The sequence below is a fragment of the Streptomyces sp. NPDC056347 genome, from assembly GCF_042262625.1.
In the GTDB taxonomy this organism is placed as follows: Bacteria; Actinomycetota; Actinomycetes; order Streptomycetales; family Streptomycetaceae; genus Streptomyces.
Map to the genome: position 1 here is coordinate 1 of NZ_JBHJQP010000171.1, position 16,959 is coordinate 16,959.

A 16,959-nucleotide genomic window follows, 5' to 3' on the forward strand; every position below is an offset into this window, starting at 1 on the left:
CCGAGACCGGCGTACACCCGCGCCGACATCGCCGCCGCCGTCGTCATGGGCCGGTGGGGCTCAGCCCAGGGGGATCTCGTTGCCCGAGGCCGCGTCGACGACCCTGCGGTCACCCAGCGGGGCGTCCAGCGTCACCGTACGGGTCAGCTCCTTGGCGATCGCGATGCAGGCCTGCTTCCCGGGCTGCGCGGACTCCGAGATCCGCACCGTCACCGTGTCCGCGCTCTCGGCCGCGCTCGCGGTGTACGTACTGCACACCCCGCCCCAGAACGTCACGGACAGCTCCTTCCCCTCGGCCCGGTACGACAACGACTGCCGCAGCCCCTTCTCCGCGTTCCCCGGGGGCGTGGGCACCGCCGAGCCCGTGGCCGGTCCGCTCCTCGTCAGGTACGCGGGCTCCACCGCGACCTGTGCCACCGTGCTGCCCGCTCCGCCGGCGGCGGGGCGCACCGAGAACAGCCAGGACGGCACGAGCACCTGCCGCCCCGCCACGTACTGCGCCGACAGGCCGAACACCGCCTTCTCCACCGTCACGGTCGTCGCCGCCGGCTCCGCCCCGGTCCGCGCCCCGCAGCGCGTCCTGCCGTCCGCCGTCGGTACGGGGTCGGCGCAGCCGCCGACGTCCTTGCGGGGTGCCGGTCCGTTCAGCTGCTCCAGCGCCTCGGCCGCGCCGACCACCGGATAGCTGTCGCCCTTCTCCAGACCCTTCAAATGGCCGCTGCCGCCCACCACTTGACCGTCCGGGCCCACCTGGATGCCGGTCGACCAGCCGTAGGTGGGCAGTCCGTCGACCTTCGGGTCGGCGTTCACCACCCGTACGGAGCCCATGAGTTGGCCGGTGTCCAGGGCGGCGCCGTCCTGCCCGGCCGCCTTCAGTACGGGGGCCGCGGCGGCCCGTGCGGCATTCCCGCTCACCGCGGAGGCCGGGGAGCCGCCGCTCTCCGGCGACTGCTGACCGCCCGAACAGGTCGCCCCCTTGCGGCAGTTGTCCGTGCCGCCGGAGCCGTGGCGGGTGAAGCTCCAGGTGCCCGGGGCCTGCTTCTCCACCCGCAGCACCGGGCCCGTTCCGTCGCCGTCGGAGCCGACCTTCCAGTACGTCTGCTCCTCCTGCGGAGTGCCGGGCAGACCCAGGGCCTTCGCCAGGCGGGCCACCTCGCCGGCCGAGACCGTTCCGGCCGCCCGCCGCACGGCCGCCGTGCGCGGACCCTCGGGCAGCTCGCCGGAGACGCGGTAGACCACCCGGCCGCCGCTCGGGTCGGGCTCGCCGGGCGCGATGCCGCGCGAGGCGCCCTCGGGCGGCGCTTCGGAACCCGGGCCGGAGGCGGTCGCCCCGTCCAGGGCCAGCGGGGGCGGCGAGCTCCGCCCGGCCGCGTCCGCGTTGCTGCCGGATGTGCCGCTGCCGCCGTCGGCCGCCGTCGCGGCCCAGTACGCCCCACCGCCCCCGGCCAGCAGGACGGCCGCCGCCACCGAGGCCACGGCGAGCGGCGAACGCCGCCGGGGGCCGGTCACATCGTTGTCGGGTCGCTCGGTGCTCACCGGATCCGCTCCTTCACCTGCCGTGTGGCCTCACGCGCCGTCGCCCGGCCCGTGAGGCCGCCCCCGGAGGCCCGGGGACGACGGTGGGACGGGGCGGCGGCGCGGACGGTTCCCCGGCGGCGCGGACGACTACCCGGAGAAGCGCGGACGGATCCCCGGAGAAGAGGGAAGGCGGCTCAGTCGCCGTAGCCCTCCATCGCGTCGATCAGCCGGGCGGACGCGGCCGGAACGGTGACCCCGTGAATCCGGGACGGGGCGACGGGGGCGGTGGCGGACCTCGTGTGGGCCGTCCAGTGCGGGGCCATCCGCGCGCAGTCCCCGCGCAGCTCGGCCAGGCTCATCTCGGACTCGCGCAAGGCGATGTGGTTCGACATATCGGCACCGTAAGCACCACGGGCCACAGGAGGAAAGCCCTACTATCGGGTAGTTTCCCCCTCTTCAGGGCCGGTCCGGCGAACGGGTAGCGTGAACTGTCACGCCGCCCCGGGAACACAGTGACCCGTTCCCCCCGACCTCCGCAGGAGCAGTCTCCCCGTGCGAATCGCAGTCACCGGCTCCATCGCCACCGACCACCTCATGACCTTCCCCGGCCGCTTCGCCGACCAGCTGGTCGCCGACCAGCTGCACACGGTCTCGCTCTCCTTCCTGGTCGACAACCTCGAAGTGCGCCGGGGCGGTGTCGCCGCCAACATCTGCTTCGGCATGGGCCTGCTGGGCACGCAGCCGATCCTGGCGGGTGCCGCGGGCGCCGACTTCGACGAGTACCGCGCCTGGCTCGACCGCCACGGCGTCGACACCGGCTCGGTGCGGATCTCCGAGGTCCTGCACACCGCCCGCTTCGTCTGCACCACGGACGCCGACCACAACCAGATCGGCTCCTTCTACGCCGGGGCGATGAGCGAGGCCCGCCTCATCGAGCTGAAGGCCGTCGCCGACCGGGTCGGCGGCCTCGACCTGGTCTCGATCGGCGCCGACGACCCCGAGGCGATGCTGCGCCACACCGAGGAGTGCCGCACCCGGGGCATCCCGTTCGCCGCGGACTTCTCGCAGCAGATCGCGCGGATGAACGGCGAGGAGATCCGGATCCTCCTGGAGGGTGCGACGTACCTCTTCTCCAACGAGTACGAGAAGGGGCTCATCGAGTCCAAGACCGGCTGGACCGACGAGGAGATCCTGGGCAGGGTCGGCCACCGCGTCACCACCCTCGGCGCCCGCGGCGTACGGATCGAGCGCGCCGGCCAGGAAGCGATCGAGGTCGGCTGCCCGGAGGAGACGGCCAAGGCCGACCCGACCGGTGTCGGCGACGCCTTCCGGGCCGGCTTCCTCTCCGGCCTCGCCTGGGGCGTCGGCCTGGAGCGCGCCGCGCAGGTCGGCTGCATGCTGGCCACCCTGGTGATCGAGACCGTGGGCACCCAGGAGTACACCCTGCACCGCACCCATTTCATGGACCGCTTCACCAAGGCGTACGGTCACGACGCCGCCGCCGAGGTCCGCACGCACCTCGCGTAGTCAGAACAGCCGGCGGACCACGAAGGCCGAGCCGCGGTCCGCCGGCTCCTCGCCCACGTACTCCTGCTCGCGCATCGCGCACCAGGCGGGGATGTCCAGCCGCGCCGCCTCGTCGTCGGCGAGCACGGTCACCGTCCCGCCGACCGGCACCTTCCCGATCACCTTCGCCAGCTCGATCACCGGGATCGGGCAGCGCCTGCCCAGCGCGTCGACCACCAGGGACGCGGCCGGAGCGGGGGAGGGGGCGGCCGGGGCCGCGGCGCCGAGCCGCTGCCGTACCTCCGCCACCACCGCGGGCAGCACCTCCAGGAAGCGCTCGACGTCCGCCTCGGCCGTGCCGTCCGGCAGCGACACCCGTACGTTCCCCTCCGACAGCACCCCCATGGCCCGGAGCACATGGCTCGGCGTCAGCGTGCTGCTGGTGCAGGACGAACCGGACGACACGGAGAAACCGGCCCGGTCCAGCTCGTGGAGCAGGGTCTCCCCGTCGACATAGAGACAGGAGAAGGTCACCAGATGCGGCAGCCGCCGCACCGGGTCACCGACCACCTCGACATCGGGCACCAGCTCCGGCACCGCGGCCCGGATGCGGTCCACCAGCGCCCGCAGCCGCGCGGACTCGGACCCGGCCTCGGCCCGTACCGCCCGCAGCGACGCCGCCGCCGCGACGATCGCCGGAATGTTCTCGAACCCCGCCGACCGTCCCGACTCCCGCTCGTCGGCCGGCCCCCGGACGGCGAACCTGACCCCCTTGCGCACCGCCAGCAGCCCCACGCCCGACGGCCCGCCCCACTTGTGGGCGCTGCCCGTCAGCAGCGACCAGCCCTCCGGCACCGGCCCCCGGCCCAGCGACTGCGCCGCGTCCACCAGCAGCGGCACCCCCGCCGCCCGGCAGGCCTCCGCGACGGCGGCCACCGGCTGCTCGGTGCCGACCTCGTGGTTGGCGGACTGCAGGCAGGCCAGCGCGGTGTCCTCGCGCAGCGCCCCGGCGTACGTGCCCGCGTCCACCGCTCCCGAACGGTCCACCGGCACCTCGAGGACCGAACCGCCCCGCGCCTCATGGGCGGCCGCCGAATGGAGTACCGACGAGTGTTCGACCGCGGAGACCACCAGATGGCGGCCGACACGCCGACGTCCCTCGAGGGCGCCGGAAATCCCCGAATGCACCGCGGAGGTCCCCGAAGGAGTGAATGTGAGCTCGTCCGGGCGACAGCCGACGGCCTCCGCGGCGGCTTCCCGGGCGGCGTCCAGCAGCAGCCGGGCCCGCCGCCCCTCGCGGTAGAGCCTGGCCGGATCGGCCCAGCCCTCGTCCAGCGCGGCAAGCAGCGCCTGACGTGCGACGGGATGCAGAGGGGCGGCGGAGGCGGTGTCGAAGTAGGGCACCCGGCCACGCTAGCCCGCGCCGGGGCCCGGCCCGGGGAGGGGGGAGGGGCCGGACGGGGCGTGACCGGGCCGCCGAGCCGGGAGAGGGGGCGTCAGATGGCGCTCAAAGGCCCGTATTCCACCCCTTCGGGGAGTCGGACGGCGCGTTGGGCACCCTCCCCGCGCGACCCCAAATAGCGTCCAGTAGGGTTTGGTCCGCATAAACATCCAAACCCCTGCCCGCGTCAGGGCGGCGACCGACCAGAAAGACGGCCGCGCCGACCGCGTGGGCGAGACTCTCGGGAAGGCGCTACGTGAGTCCCAACGGCTCCGACCGCTCGTCGCGGCGCCCGATGCGGCGGAAGCTGCCGCAGGTGCTGACTGCGGGCCTGATCCTTGTGACCGCCACCGGTTGCACATACAAGGACTTCCCCCGCCTTGGAATGCCGACTCCGGTGACCGAAGAGGCACCACGGATCCTCTCCCTCTGGCAGGGCTCGTGGGCGGCAGCGCTCGCCACGGGCGTGCTGGTATGGGGTCTGATCCTGTGGAGCGTCATCTTCCACCGGCGCAGCCGCACCAAGGTCGAGGTTCCTCCGCAGACCCGGTACAACATGCCCATCGAGGCGCTGTACACCGTGGTCCCTCTGATCATCGTCTCGGTGTTGTTCTACTTCACCGCGCGCGATGAGACGAAGCTCCTCACCCTCTCCGACAAGCCGGCCCACACCATCAACGTGGTCGGCTACCAGTGGAGCTGGGGCTTCAACTACATCGAGAACGTGGACGGCTCGTCCGCCACGGGCAACGAGATCCCCAAGGAGCTCGACGCCATCCCCGACCGGTTCCGCAAGGACTTCCCGAAGAGCGCCGAAGGCGTCTACGACTTCGGCATCCCGGGAACGCGGAACCCGCAGAACGGCAACCCGGGCCCGACCCTGTGGCTGCCGAAGGGCGAGAAGGTCCGGTTCGTTCTGACTTCGCGCGACGTCATCCACTCCTTCTGGGTGGTGCCGTTCCTCATGAAGCAGGACGTCGTTCCGGGCCACACCAACGCCTTCGAGGTGACTCCCAACCAGGAGGGCACCTTCATGGGCAAGTGCGCCGAGCTCTGCGGCGTCGACCACTCCCGGATGCTCTTCAACGTCAAGGTCGTCTCCCCCGAGCGCTACCAGGCGCACCTGGAGGAGCTGGCGAAGAAGGGCCAGACGGGCTACGTGCCGGCCGGCATCGAGCAGACTGACCCGGCCAGGAATGCGGAGACGAACAAACTGTGAGCATCCTCAACGAACCTCAGGGTGCCGCGGCAGCAGACGACTCGTACGAGGACGAGCTGCCGGTCCGGCGGAAGCAGCCGGGAAACGTCGTCGTCAAGTGGCTGACCACCACTGACCACAAGACGATCGGCACGATGTACCTGGTCACGTCGTTCGCGTTCTTCTGCATCGGCGGTCTGATGGCGCTCTTCATGCGCGCCGAGCTGGCCCGTCCCGGCACGCAGATCATGTCGAACGAGCAGTTCAACCAGGCGTTCACGATGCACGGCACGATCATGCTGCTGATGTTCGCGACGCCGCTGTTCGCCGGATTCGCGAACTGGATCATGCCGCTCCAGATCGGTGCGCCCGACGTGGCGTTCCCGCGGCTGAACATGTTCGCGTACTGGCTGTACCTCTTCGGCTCGCTGATCGCGGTGGCCGGCTTCCTCACCCCGCAGGGTGCGGCCGACTTCGGCTGGTTCGCCTACTCCCCGCTCTCGGACGCCGTCCGGTCGCCGGGTGTCGGCGCCGACATGTGGATCATGGGTCTGGCCTTCTCCGGCTTCGGCACGATCCTCGGTTCGGTCAACTTCATCACCACGATCATCTGCATGCGCGCTCCCGGCATGACGATGTTCCGCATGCCGATCTTCGTGTGGAACGTCCTGCTGACCGGTGTGCTGGTCCTGCTGGCCTTCCCGGTTCTCGCCGCCGCGCTCTTCGCGCTGGAGGCCGACCGTAAATTCGGCGCGCATATCTTTGACGCGTCGAACGGTGGCGCATTGCTCTGGCAACACCTCTTCTGGTTCTTCGGCCATCCAGAGGTGTACATCATCGCCCTACCATTCTTCGGAATTATTTCCGAGGTAATTCCGGTATTCAGCCGGAAGCCGATGTTCGGTTACATCGGTCTGGTCGCCGCGACGATTGCCATCGCCGGTCTTTCCGTGACCGTGTGGGCCCACCACATGTACGTCACGGGCGGTGTGCTCCTGCCGTTCTTCTCGTTCATGACATTCCTCATCGCGGTACCGACCGGTGTGAAGTTCTTCAACTGGATCGGCACGATGTGGAAGGGGTCGTTGTCCTTCGAGACACCGATGCTCTGGGCCGTCGGCTTCCTGATCACCTTCACCTTCGGTGGTCTGACCGGCGTCATCCTGGCCTCGCCGCCGATGGACTTCCACGTCTCGGACTCGTACTTCGTGGTCGCGCACTTCCACTACGTCATCTTCGGCACCGTGGTGTTCGCGATGTTCTCCGGATTCCACTTCTGGTGGCCGAAGTTCACCGGGAAGATGCTCGACGAGCGGCTCGGGAAGATCACGTTCTGGACGCTGTTCGTGGGCTTCCACGGCACGTTCCTGGTGCAGCACTGGCTCGGTGCCGAGGGCATGCCGCGTCGTTACGCGGACTACCTCGCCGCCGACGGCTTCACCGCGCTGAACACGATCTCGACGATCTCCTCGTTCCTGCTCGGCCTGTCGATGCTGCCGTTCTTCTACAACGTGTGGAAGACCGCCAAGTACGGCAAGAAGGTCGAGGTCGACGACCCGTGGGGCTACGGCCGTTCGCTGGAGTGGGCGACCTCCTGCCCGCCGCCGCGGCACAACTTCCTCACCCTGCCGCGGATCCGCTCCGAATCCCCGGCGTTCGACCTGCACCACCCGGAGATCGCGGCCCTCGAGCAGCTCGAGCACCACGCTGACGACAAGGCCCTCGCTGGTGGCAAGGAGGCCGGCAAGTGAAGATCCAGGGCAAGATGTTCCTGTGGCTGAGCCTCTTCATCCTGGCCATCGCCGTCACGTACGGCGTGTGGTCGAAGGAGCCGGCCGGTACCACCGCCCTCGCCCTGGCCTTCGGCCTGAGCCTCATGATCGGCTTCTACCTGGCCTTCACGGCCCGGCGGGTCGACGACATGGCGCAGGACAACAAGGAGGCCGACGTCGCGGACGAGGCCGGCGAGGTGGGGTTCTTCTCCCCGCACAGCTGGCAGCCGCTCTCGCTGGCCATCGGTGGCTCCATGGCCTTCCTGGGCGTCATCTTCGGCTGGTGGCTGCTGTACTTCTCGGCCCCGATCATCCTGATCGGCCTCTTCGGCTGGGTCTTCGAGTACTACCGCGGTGAGAACCGCACCCAGTGACCTCGCGTCACCGCTCCACCTGACGGGGGCCCGCACTTCTCCACCGAGAGGAGTGCGGGCCCCCGTTCGTACGCGCACAACGCGCCGATCCGGGCGGGCCTTCTTAGCGTGGCCCCATGAACCGCACGCCGCGCATCCGCCCCGCAGTGGGCTGCACCCTGCTGGTCATGACCCTGGTCGTGGCCGCGACCGCCTGCGCGGGGTCCGGGGGCCATCCGCTCGCGGAGAAGCCGTACGACGCCGTGGACGAGATCGCCTCCAACGCGCGCGACGGCGACGCGAAGGTCGCCCCCGGCAGGCCGCTGGAGGTCACCGTCAAGGGCGACGAGGGCCGGATCACGGACGTGTCGGCGGTGGACACCGCCGGCCGCCATCTCGCGGGCGAGCTCGACGCGGACGGCAGGCGCTGGCACTCCACGATGCCGCTCGCCGCCGGAGTCCGGTACACCGTCCGGGTCAGCACGGAGGACGAGGACGGCGCCCCGGGCGCCCGTACGCTCTCGTTCGGCACCACCTCGACCAAGGAGCTGCTGGAGGTCTCCTTCGGCCCTCAGGCGGGCACCTACGGCGTCGGACAGCCCGTCGTCGCGCAACTCAGCGCCCCCGTCGCGGACCAGGCGTCCAGGGCCCGCGTGGAGCGCGGCCTCCGCGTCCGCTCGACCCCCGCGGTGACCGGCTCCTGGTACTGGGTCGACGACCAGACCCTGCACTACCGCCCCAAGGGGTACTGGCCCGCCAGGGCCTCCATCGAGGTCACCAGCGGCCTGGCGGGGGTCAAGCTCACCGACACCCTCTACGGCGCCCCCGCGAAGGCCCTCAAGCTCACCACGGGCGCCCGCATCGAGGCCGTCACCGACGCCGTGGCGCACACGATGACGGTCAAACGCGACGGAAAAGTGATCAACACCATTCCGGTCACCACCGGCAAGCCCGGCTTCGCCACCCGAAACGGCGTCAAGGTCGTGCTGGGCAAGGAGTACTACGTACGTATGCGCGGGGAGACCATCGGCATCGCGGAGGGCTCCTCGGACTCGTACGACCTTCCGGTCTACTACGCGACCCGGGTCACCTGGAGCGGCGAGTACGTGCACGCCGCTCCCTGGTCCACCGGCTCGCAGGGGTACGCGAACGTCAGCCACGGCTGCACGGGCATGAGCACCGGCCAGGCCGAGTGGTTCTACAACACCGTGCGCCCCGGAGACATCGTCACGGTGGTGGGCAGCCAGGGCGAGATGATGACGCCGTTCGACAACGGCTTCGGGGACTGGAACCTCTCCTGGGCGGCATGGCTGAAGGGCAGCGCCTTGCAGAAGGACACCGCGCCGGACCGTGACGGGACGATCCAGGCGGCCCGACTGCGCCCCGAGGTCTGAGCGACCGGGCGGGGGAGTGCGCTGCCCTCCGGAGGGAGCCGGGTCAGGCGTTCACGCGGTCCCGGTCACGCAGCAGGGCGGCCAGGGCGTCCGCGAACTCGACGGGCTCGACCGGCAGGGTCACCGCGGCGTCCGCGCGGCTCCAGGTGGCCAGCCAGGCGTCCTGCGGGCGCCCCATCAGCAGCAGGACCGGCGGGCACCGGAAGATCTCGTCCTTGATCTGCCGGCAGACGCCCATGCCGCCCGCGGGCGCCGTCTCGCCGTCCAGCACGCAGACGTCCACACCGCCGCGGTCCAGCGCCTCCAGGACCGCGGGCAGCGTCGCGCACTCCAGGATCTCCACCGGTGGCACGTCGGCGGCGGGCCGGTGCCCGGTCGCCAGCCTCACCTGCTCACGGGTGTTGGCGTCGTCGCTGTAGACCAGGACCGTGGCGGTCGGCTGCATTTTTCCTCCGTGACATCTGTGTCTTCGGGGCTTTCCGGGCATGAACCGATGCGCGGATCGTACTCCGCCGGACGGCCTGTCAGCACCGCTCCGGACAGCGGTTCCATGGGCCGTTCGGGGAGGACACACCCGCCTGACACACCGAACGGCACCCCCCGGGGTGAGGGCGGGATAAGCGACCGACATAATGTCGGTCGTGGCGACAGCAACGACAGTAGAAACCGGGCACGCGCACCCGTCGGTCAATCGACCGAACCTCACCAGCGTCGGAACCATCATCTGGTTGAGTTCCGAGCTGATGTTCTTCGCGGCCCTCTTCGCGATGTACTTCACCCTGCGATCGGTGATGGGACCGGATCACTGGAAGGAAATGGCCTCGGCCCTGAACTTCCCGTTCTCCGCGACGAACACCACGATCCTGGTGCTCTCCTCACTCACCTGCCAGCTCGGCGTCTTCGCCGCGGAGCGGGGCGACGTGAAGAAGCTCCGTACCTGGTTCGTGATCACTTTCGTGATGGGTGCGATCTTCATCGGAGGCCAGGTCTACGAGTACACCGAGCTGGTGAAGAAGGACGGCCTCTCGCTGTCCTCCGACCCGTACGGCTCCGTGTTCTACCTGACCACCGGCTTCCACGGTCTGCACGTGACAGGCGGCCTCATCGCCTTCCTGCTCGTTCTGGGCAGGACGTACGCAGCCAAGAGGTTCACCCACGAACAGGCCACCTCCGCCATCGTCGTGTCCTATTACTGGCACTTCGTCGATGTCGTGTGGATCGGCCTCTTCGCCACGATCTACATGATCAAGTAATCGGGCTCGAACCCGAACCACATCCAGCATCGACGCAGAAGATCCTGACACCGGGGTAATCCGTGAAAAAGCTCTCCGCACGACGACGCCATCCGTTGGCGGCGGTCGTCGTACTACTCCTCGCGCTGGCGGCCACTGGGGGGCTGTATGCCGCTTTCGCGCCCGCGAGTAAGGCACAGGCCGACGAAACCGCCCAGTCCCTCGCCATCGAGGAGGGCAAGAAGCTGTACTCCGTCGGTTGCGCCAGCTGCCACGGAACCGGCGGTCAGGGCACCACCGACGGGCCGAGCCTGGTCGGCGTGGGCTCCGCCGCCGTTGACTTCCAGGTCGGTACGGGCCGTATGCCGGCGCAGCAGCCCGGCGCCCAGGTGCCGAAGAAGAAGGTCATCTACAGCCAGGCGCAGATCGACCAGCTGGCCGCGTACGTCGCGTCGCTCGGCGCCGGTCCGATCACGCCGACCAAGAAGGACTACGACCCCGCCGGTGCGGACGTCGCCAAGGGTGGCGAGCTGTTCCGTACCAACTGCGCGCAGTGCCACAACCTCACCGGTGAGGGCGGCGCGCTGACGAACGGCAAGTACGCGCCCAGCCTTGAGGGCGTGGACCCGAAGCACCTCTACGAGGCCATGCAGACCGGCCCGCAGAACATGCCGTCCTTCCCGGACACGACGATGCCCGAGAAGCAGAAGCGGGACATCATCGCGTACGTCCAGACCGTGAACAGCGCCCAGTCGGAGAACCCGGGTGGTCTGAAGCTGGGCGGCCTGGGGCCGGTCAGCGAGGGCCTGTTCGCCTGGATCTTCGGGCTCGGCGCACTGATCGCAGTTGCCGTTTGGGTCGCGGCCCACACCGCTAAGGCCAAGAAGTCATGAGTAGCCAAGAGATTCCAGAAGAGAACCTGCCCGAAACGCAGGTCCCCGCGCACGGCGCGGTAGAGGTCGCGGACGACCCGTTCGCCGACCCCGGGCTGCCGGCTCACCAGCCGCGCATCCAGGACATCGACGAGCGGGCCGCCAAGCGCTCCGAGCGCGTGGTCGCCTTCCTGTTCACGCTGTCGATGCTGGCCACGATCGCCTTCATCGCCTCGTACGTCATCTTCCCGGTCGACAAGATCGTGTACATCTGGCCCTTCGGCCACGTGAGCGCGCTCAACTTCTCGCTGGGTCTGACCCTGGGCGTGGCCCTCTTCGCGATCGGCGCGGGCGCCGTCCACTGGGCGCGCACGCTGATGTCCGACGTGGAGGTCGCCGACGACCGGCACGCCATCGAGGCGGAGCCCGAGGTCAAGGCGAAGGTCATGGCCGACTTCGCGGCGGGTGCCGAGGAGTCCGGGTTCGGCCGGCGCAAGCTGATCCGCAACACGATGTTCGGCGCGCTGGCCCTGGTGCCGCTCTCCGGTGTCGTGCTGCTGCGCGACCTCGGTCCGCTGCCCGAGAAGAAGCTCCGCAGCACCCTGTGGGCCAAGGGCAAGCAGCTCATCAACATGAACACGATGGAGCCGCTGCGTCCCGAGGACGTCGCCGTCGGTTCGCTGACCTTCGCCATGCCCGAGGGCCTGGAGGAGAGCGCGGAGGACTTCAACAACCAGATCGCCAAGGCCGCCCTGATGATCGTCCGGATCCAGCCGGAGAACATCAAGGACCGGCGCGAGCGCGAGTGGGCCCACGAGGGCATCGTGGCCTTCTCGAAGATCTGCACCCACGTCGGCTGCCCGATCAGCCTGTACGAGCAGCAGACGCACCACGTGCTCTGCCCGTGCCACCAGTCCACCTTCGACCTCTCCGACGGCGCCCGCGTCATCTTCGGTCCGGCCGGTCACGCCCTTCCGCAGCTGCGGATCGGCGTGAACAGCGAGGGCAACCTCGAAGCGCTCGGTGACTTCGAAGAGCCCGTCGGTCCTGCATTCTGGGAGCGCGGATGAGTACTGCGACCGACACCAAGCGCAAGGCGCCCGCCGGCGAGCGGGTGGCCGACTGGGCGGACGGCCGGCTCGGGATCTACTCCCTGGCCAAGGCCAACATGCGCAAGATCTTCCCGGACCACTGGTCCTTCATGCTGGGTGAGATCTGCCTCTACAGCTTCATCATCATCATCCTCACGGGTGTGTACCTGACGCTGTTCTTCCACCCGAGCATGAACGAGGTCGTGTATCACGGCTCCTACGAGCCGATGCAGGGCATCCGGATGTCCGAGGCCTACGCCTCGACCCTGGACATCAGCTTCGACGTCCGCGGTGGTCTGCTGGTTCGCCAGATCCACCACTGGGCCGCGCTGATCTTCCTGGCCGGCATGTTCGTGCACATGATGCGCGTCTTCTTCACGGGTGCCTTCCGCAAGCCGCGTGAGATCAACTGGCTGTTCGGCTTCCTGCTGTTCGTGCTGGGCATGTTCACCGGCTTCACCGGTTACTCGCTCCCGGACGACCTGCTGTCCGGCACCGGTATCCGCTTCACCCAGGGCGCGATCCTGTCGATGCCGATCGTCGGCACGTACATCTCGATGTTCCTGTTCGGCGGAGAGTTCCCCGGCCACGACTTCGTCGCCCGGTTCTACTCGATCCACATCCTGCTGCTGCCGGGCATCATGCTCGGTCTGCTGGTGGCGCACCTGATCCTGGTCTTCTACCACAAGCACACGCAGTTCGCGGGTCCCGGCCGCAGCAACAAGAACGTCGTCGGCATGCCGCTGCTGCCGGTGTACATGGCGAAGGCCGGCGGGTTCTTCTTCCTGGTCTTCGGCATCATCGCGGTCATCGCGGCGATCGCCACGATCAACCCGGTGTGGAACATCGGCCCGTACCGTCCGGACCAGGTGTCCACCGGTGCCCAGCCCGACTGGTACATGGGCTTCGCCGAGGGTCTGATCCGTGTCATGCCGGGCTGGGAGATCAACCTCTGGGGCCACACGCTGGTCCTGGGTGTGTTCATCCCGCTGATGGCCTTCGGAGTGGTACTCGCGATCATCGCGGTCTACCCGTTCGTCGAGTCCTGGATCACCGGGGACAAGCGCGAGCACCACATCCTGGACCGCCCGCGCAACGCCCCGACCCGGACGGCCTTCGGTGTCGCCTGGATCACCGAGTACGTCATCGTCTTCATCGGCGGTGGCAACGACCTGTGGGCCACGCACTTCCACCTGTCGATCAACGCCATTTCCTGGTTCGTCCGAATCTTCATCTTCGTCGGCCCGGTCATCGCGTTCGTCGTCACCCGGCGGATCTGCCTCGGTCTCCAGCGCCGCGACAAGGAGAAGGTGCTGCACGGACGCGAGTCCGGCATCATCAAGCGCCTGCCGCACGGTGAGTTCGTCGAGATCCACGAGCCGCTCAGCCCCGAGAAGCTGCACACGCTCACCGCGCACGAGCAGTACAAGCCGCTCGAGCTCGGCCCGACGGTCGACGAGAACGGCGTCGAGCGCAAGGTCTCGGCCCTGCAGAAGCTGCGGGCCCGCCTCAGCAAGGGGCTGTACGGCGAGGACAACCAGATCGCCAAGCCCACCGCCGAGGAGTACAAGGAGATCACCAGCGGCCACGGTCACCACTGATCGCCTGAACTGATCGCCACGGTAGGAGCCCCGTCCATTCGATGGACGGGGCTCTTTGCCGTGCCCGGCGGTCGATAGGGTGGGGGCTGTTCCCTGTACCGGCTGTGGACCCTGGAGCGGACCATGAACGTTGTGACCCCGATCGGCGGCGACAGCGTGGCGGACCACTCCTGGCCCGGCGTGCTGAACCCCCTGCTGCGCGGCGAGGACCTCGGCACCGACGCCACCGCCTGGGCGATGGACCGCATCATGCGCGGCGAGGCGACCGATGTGCAGATCGCCGGGTTCGCGGTGGCGCTGCGGGCCAAGGGCGAGACCATCGACGAGGTCTCCGGCCTGGTCCAGGCGATGTACGAGCACGCCCACACCATCGAGGTGCCCGGCCGCACGGTCGACATCGTCGGCACCGGCGGCGACCTCGCCAAGACGGTCAACATCTCCACCATGTCCGCGATCGTCATCGCGGGCACCGGCGCCAAGGTCGTCAAGCACGGCAACCGCGCCTCGTCCTCGGCGTCCGGCTCCTCCGACGTGCTGGAGAAGCTCGGCGTCAACCTGGACCTCTCCGCGCGGCGGGTCGTCGAGGTCGCCGAGGAGGCGGGCATCACCTTCTGCTTCGCGGTGCGCTTCCACCCCGCCCTGCGCTACGTGGCCAGGGCCCGCAAGGAGCTCGGTACGCCGACCACGTTCAACATCCTCGGTCCGCTCACCAACCCGGCCCGGGTGCGCTCCCAGGCCGTCGGGGTGGCCGACCCGAAGATGGCGCCGATCGTCGCCGGGGTGCTGGCCGCGCGCGGCAACTCCGCGCTGGTCTTCCGCGGCGACGACGGGCTGGACGAGCTGACGACGACGGCGACCTCCCGGGTCTGGGTGGTGCGGGACGGGGCCGTCCGCGAGGAGGCCTTCGACCCGCGCGACGTCGGGCTGGAGCTGGTGCCCGTCGAGGCGCTGCGCGGCGCGGACGCCTCGTACAACGCGGACGTGGCCCGCCGGGTGCTGGCGGGCGAGCGGGGGCCGGTGCGCGATGCCGTGCTGCTCAACTCGGCAGCCGCGCTGGCGGCGCTGGAAGCGGCTGACGGCACGCTGAACGAGCAGATCGCGGCCCAGATGGCCCGGGCCGCCGAGTCCATCGACTCGGGCGCCGCGGCCCGGGTGCTGGAGCGCTGGGTGGCCGTCAGCAACGCCTGAGCCGACGGGCGCAGCAGCAGGGGCGCGGTCCGGATCGTGGACCGCGCCCTTGCGCGTCTTCGTACGTATGGCAAGATGCAGGCAGGTCATGAGTGACAGCGACTACGGCCCCGGCCCGCTGTCCGGCAACCCTCCGTCCGTGGCGGGGTGCCCCGGGTGAAGACCAGGCCGTAGGCAGCGAGGTCTGCGGCAAGCGCGGGCCCCTCGGCATCGGAGCATGCCAACCCCCGGGGTCCTGGTCCCTAGGGAGCCTCTTGTGAGCACGCGAATGCGATAGGGCCGTCGGCCCCTTCCGCACACCCTTCTCTCTTCTTTCCGCTGCGCTGCCGCGTACCCGCCGGCGCACGCGTTTCGCCTGCCTCTCCACGGGAGTTCGCCATGTCTGTCTTCACCGCTGCCGCCGACCAGTCGCTTTGTGCCCCTCTGTCGGTTCTGGGTGAGGATGTACGGGTTCCGCTGGTCACGGGCGGTGAGGTCACGTACGCCGCGCTCGACTACGCCGCCAGCGCCCCGGCGCTCCAGCGCGTCTGGGACGACGTCGCCGCGTACGCCCCGTACTACGGCAGCGTCCACCGCGGGGCCGGGTACCTCTCGCAGCTCTCCACCGACCTCTTCGAGAGCAGCCGCGCCACCGTCGCGGAGTTCCTCGGCTGCCGCCCCGACGACCAGGTGGTCTTCACCCGCTCCACCACCGACTCGCTGAACCTGCTGGCCGCGGTCGTTCCGGCCGACTGCCAGGTCTTCGTCTACGAGACCGAGCACCACGCCTCGCTGCTGCCGTGGCGCGACGCCCGGGTGACCTACCTGAACGCCCCGCGCACCCCTGCCCAGGCGGTCGAGACCCTGGAGCGGGCGCTCGCCGACCGCGACCCGCACGGCCCGGCGCTGGTCTGCGTCACCGGCGCCTCCAACGTCACCGGCGAGCTGTGGCCGGTGAAGGAGCTGGCCGCCGCCGCGCACGCGCACGGTGCCCGGATCGTGCTGGACGCCGCCCAGCTCGCCCCGCACCACCCCGTGGACATCGCCGGGCTGGACGTCGACTGGGTCGCCTTCTCCGGCCACAAGCTGTACGCGCCCTTCGGCTCGGGCGTCCTGGCCGGGCGCGCCGACTGGCTCCAGGAGGCCGAGCCCTACCTCGCGGGCGGCGGCGCCTCGCGCAAGGTCGCCCGCCGTGCCGACGGCGGCGTCGACGTCGAGTGGCACTCCACCGCGGCCCGCCACGAGGCCGGGTCGCCCAACGTCATCGGCGTGTACTCCATCGCCTCGGCCTGCAAGGCGCTCACCGAGGAGGGCTTCGACCGGCTGGTCGCCCGGGAGCAGCGCCTGGTGGAGGCCGTCCGGGCCGGGCTCGCCGAGGTCCCGCAGGTCAAGGTGTTGTCGCTGTTCGGCGACGACGCCCCGCGGGTCGGCGTGATCTCCTTCGTGGTGGAGGGCTGGAACAGCTCGCACTTCGCCGCCGCGCTCTCCGCCGAGTACGGCATCGGCGTCCGCGACGGCCTCTTCTGCGCCCACCCGCTGGTCCGCACCCTGCTGGGCAGCGACCCCCAGGAGGTCGGCGAGTGCGGCGCGCCCGAGGCCGGGCCGGGCGAGCGGTCGCTCAACGCCATCCGGGTGAGCTTCGGTGCCGGTACGCCCGAGGAGCACATCGAGCGCTTCGTCGGTGCGGTCAGGGAGCTGGTGAGCGAGGGCGCCCAGTGGAAGTACCGCACCGAGGGCGGCCGCTGTGTTCCGGACCGGGGCGTGGCACAGCTCTGAACAGACCTTCGGCGGGGGACGGGCACACGGCCCGTCCC

General features: G+C 69.8%; 15 protein-coding genes and 1 riboswitch. Of the genes, 11 read left to right on the plus strand and 4 right to left on the minus strand.

Annotated elements, in window-relative coordinates; translation table 11 throughout:
• Positions 1 to 60 precede the first annotated feature (60 nt).
• Both ACFCV8_RS29565 and ACFCV8_RS29570 read right to left on the minus strand, forming a co-directional pair.
• A complete protein-coding gene (locus tag ACFCV8_RS29565) occupies positions 61 to 1,536 on the minus strand; it encodes a hypothetical protein (protein ID WP_376688536.1) in 1,476 nt (491 codons plus the stop codon).
• Between the two features lie 176 nt (positions 1,537 to 1,712).
• Entirely contained in the window at positions 1,713 to 1,910 is a 198-nt protein-coding gene (locus tag ACFCV8_RS29570; RefSeq protein ID WP_376688537.1) for a hypothetical protein, read from the minus strand.
• A 160-nt stretch (positions 1,911 to 2,070) separates the two neighbouring features.
• Here ACFCV8_RS29570 and ACFCV8_RS29575 point away from each other — a divergent pair, with 160 nt between their 5' ends.
• Positions 2,071 to 3,045 carry a carbohydrate kinase family protein gene (locus ACFCV8_RS29575; RefSeq protein WP_376688538.1) on the plus strand — a complete coding sequence of 325 codons (975 nt, stop codon included), beginning with the start codon at positions 2,071 to 2,073 and terminating at the stop codon, positions 3,043 to 3,045.
• Here the strand turns inward: ACFCV8_RS29575 and ACFCV8_RS29580 are convergent, their stop codons facing one another.
• On the minus strand, positions 3,046 to 4,428 hold the full coding sequence (locus ACFCV8_RS29580) for a cysteine desulfurase/sulfurtransferase TusA family protein (RefSeq protein WP_376688539.1): 1,383 nt from the start codon (positions 4,426 to 4,428) through the stop codon (positions 3,046 to 3,048).
• A 293-nt stretch (positions 4,429 to 4,721) separates the two neighbouring features.
• Between ACFCV8_RS29580 and coxB the strand changes: the two genes are divergently transcribed.
• The 4 genes from coxB to ACFCV8_RS29600 all read left to right on the plus strand — a co-directional run bounded on the left by coxB (position 4,722) and on the right by ACFCV8_RS29600 (position 9,182).
• Positions 4,722 to 5,684, plus strand: a complete 963-nt coding sequence (coxB, locus tag ACFCV8_RS29585; protein WP_376688540.1) for a cytochrome c oxidase subunit II — start codon at positions 4,722 to 4,724, stop codon at positions 5,682 to 5,684.
• Positions 5,681 to 7,414, plus strand: coding sequence for a cytochrome c oxidase subunit I (gene ctaD, locus ACFCV8_RS29590; RefSeq protein WP_376688541.1), 1,734 nt, complete (start codon positions 5,681 to 5,683; stop codon positions 7,412 to 7,414). Before coxB ends, ctaD begins: the two co-directional genes overlap by 4 nt.
• Positions 7,411 to 7,809, plus strand: a complete 399-nt coding sequence (locus ACFCV8_RS29595; RefSeq protein WP_376688542.1) for a cytochrome c oxidase subunit 4 — start codon at positions 7,411 to 7,413, stop codon at positions 7,807 to 7,809. Before ctaD ends, ACFCV8_RS29595 begins: the two co-directional genes overlap by 4 nt.
• 116 nt (positions 7,810 to 7,925) lie before the next feature.
• Positions 7,926 to 9,182 carry an Ig-like domain-containing protein gene (locus tag ACFCV8_RS29600; RefSeq protein ID WP_376688543.1) on the plus strand — a complete coding sequence of 419 codons (1,257 nt, stop codon included), beginning with the start codon at positions 7,926 to 7,928 and terminating at the stop codon, positions 9,180 to 9,182.
• Between the two features lie 43 nt (positions 9,183 to 9,225).
• Here ACFCV8_RS29600 and ACFCV8_RS29605 read toward each other — a convergent pair whose 3' ends face one another.
• On the minus strand, positions 9,226 to 9,627 hold the full coding sequence (locus tag ACFCV8_RS29605) for a hypothetical protein (RefSeq protein ID WP_376688544.1): 402 nt from the start codon (positions 9,625 to 9,627) through the stop codon (positions 9,226 to 9,228).
• 187 nt (positions 9,628 to 9,814) lie between these two features.
• Between ACFCV8_RS29605 and ACFCV8_RS29610 the strand changes: the two genes are divergently transcribed.
• The 6 genes from ACFCV8_RS29610 to ACFCV8_RS29635 all read left to right on the plus strand — a co-directional run bounded on the left by ACFCV8_RS29610 (position 9,815) and on the right by ACFCV8_RS29635 (position 16,921).
• The gene (locus tag ACFCV8_RS29610) at positions 9,815 to 10,435 is read left to right on the plus strand and encodes a heme-copper oxidase subunit III (RefSeq protein ID WP_376688545.1); all 621 of its coding nucleotides are present in this window, start codon (positions 9,815 to 9,817) and stop codon (positions 10,433 to 10,435) included.
• Positions 10,436 to 10,497: 62 nt separating this feature from the next.
• Positions 10,498 to 11,307, plus strand: a complete 810-nt coding sequence (locus ACFCV8_RS29615; RefSeq protein ID WP_376688546.1) for a c-type cytochrome — start codon at positions 10,498 to 10,500, stop codon at positions 11,305 to 11,307.
• On the plus strand, positions 11,304 to 12,356 hold the full coding sequence (locus ACFCV8_RS29620; RefSeq protein ID WP_376688547.1) for a Rieske 2Fe-2S domain-containing protein: 1,053 nt from the start codon (positions 11,304 to 11,306) through the stop codon (positions 12,354 to 12,356). Before ACFCV8_RS29615 ends, ACFCV8_RS29620 begins: the two co-directional genes overlap by 4 nt.
• Positions 12,353 to 13,978, plus strand: coding sequence for a cytochrome bc complex cytochrome b subunit (locus tag ACFCV8_RS29625; protein ID WP_376688548.1), 1,626 nt, complete (start codon positions 12,353 to 12,355; stop codon positions 13,976 to 13,978). Before ACFCV8_RS29620 ends, ACFCV8_RS29625 begins: the two co-directional genes overlap by 4 nt.
• 123 nt (positions 13,979 to 14,101) lie before the next feature.
• Complete coding sequence (gene trpD, locus ACFCV8_RS29630; protein WP_376688549.1) at positions 14,102 to 15,166, plus strand: anthranilate phosphoribosyltransferase; 1,065 nt, start codon at positions 14,102 to 14,104, stop codon at positions 15,164 to 15,166.
• A gap of 84 nt (positions 15,167 to 15,250) precedes the next feature.
• A riboswitch (SAM riboswitch) is annotated at positions 15,251 to 15,368 on the plus strand.
• Positions 15,369 to 15,544: 176 nt separating this feature from the next.
• Positions 15,545 to 16,921, plus strand: a complete 1,377-nt coding sequence (locus tag ACFCV8_RS29635) for an aminotransferase class V-fold PLP-dependent enzyme (RefSeq protein ID WP_376688550.1) — start codon at positions 15,545 to 15,547, stop codon at positions 16,919 to 16,921.
• The last annotated feature ends 38 nt before the right edge of the window (positions 16,922 to 16,959 follow it).

What these genes read in the sequence shown, in the direction of transcription:
- ACFCV8_RS29570 (WP_376688537.1), bottom strand. Translation starts at nt 1,910, where the DNA reads ATGTCGAACCACATCGCCTTGCGCGAGTCCGAGATGAGCCTGGCCGAG.
- ACFCV8_RS29600 (WP_376688543.1), top strand. Translation starts at nt 7,926, where the DNA reads ATGAACCGCACGCCGCGCATCCGCCCCGCAGTGGGCTGCACCCTGCTG.
- ACFCV8_RS29605 (WP_376688544.1), bottom strand. Translation starts at nt 9,627, where the DNA reads ATGCAGCCGACCGCCACGGTCCTGGTCTACAGCGACGACGCCAACACC.
- ACFCV8_RS29610 (WP_376688545.1), top strand. Translation starts at nt 9,815, where the DNA reads ATGTCGGTCGTGGCGACAGCAACGACAGTAGAAACCGGGCACGCGCAC.
- ACFCV8_RS29620 (WP_376688547.1), top strand. Translation starts at nt 11,304, where the DNA reads ATGAGTAGCCAAGAGATTCCAGAAGAGAACCTGCCCGAAACGCAGGTC.
- ACFCV8_RS29625 (WP_376688548.1), top strand. Translation starts at nt 12,353, where the DNA reads ATGAGTACTGCGACCGACACCAAGCGCAAGGCGCCCGCCGGCGAGCGG.
- trpD (WP_376688549.1), top strand. Translation starts at nt 14,102, where the DNA reads ATGAACGTTGTGACCCCGATCGGCGGCGACAGCGTGGCGGACCACTCC.
- ACFCV8_RS29635 (WP_376688550.1), top strand. Translation starts at nt 15,545, where the DNA reads ATGTCTGTCTTCACCGCTGCCGCCGACCAGTCGCTTTGTGCCCCTCTG.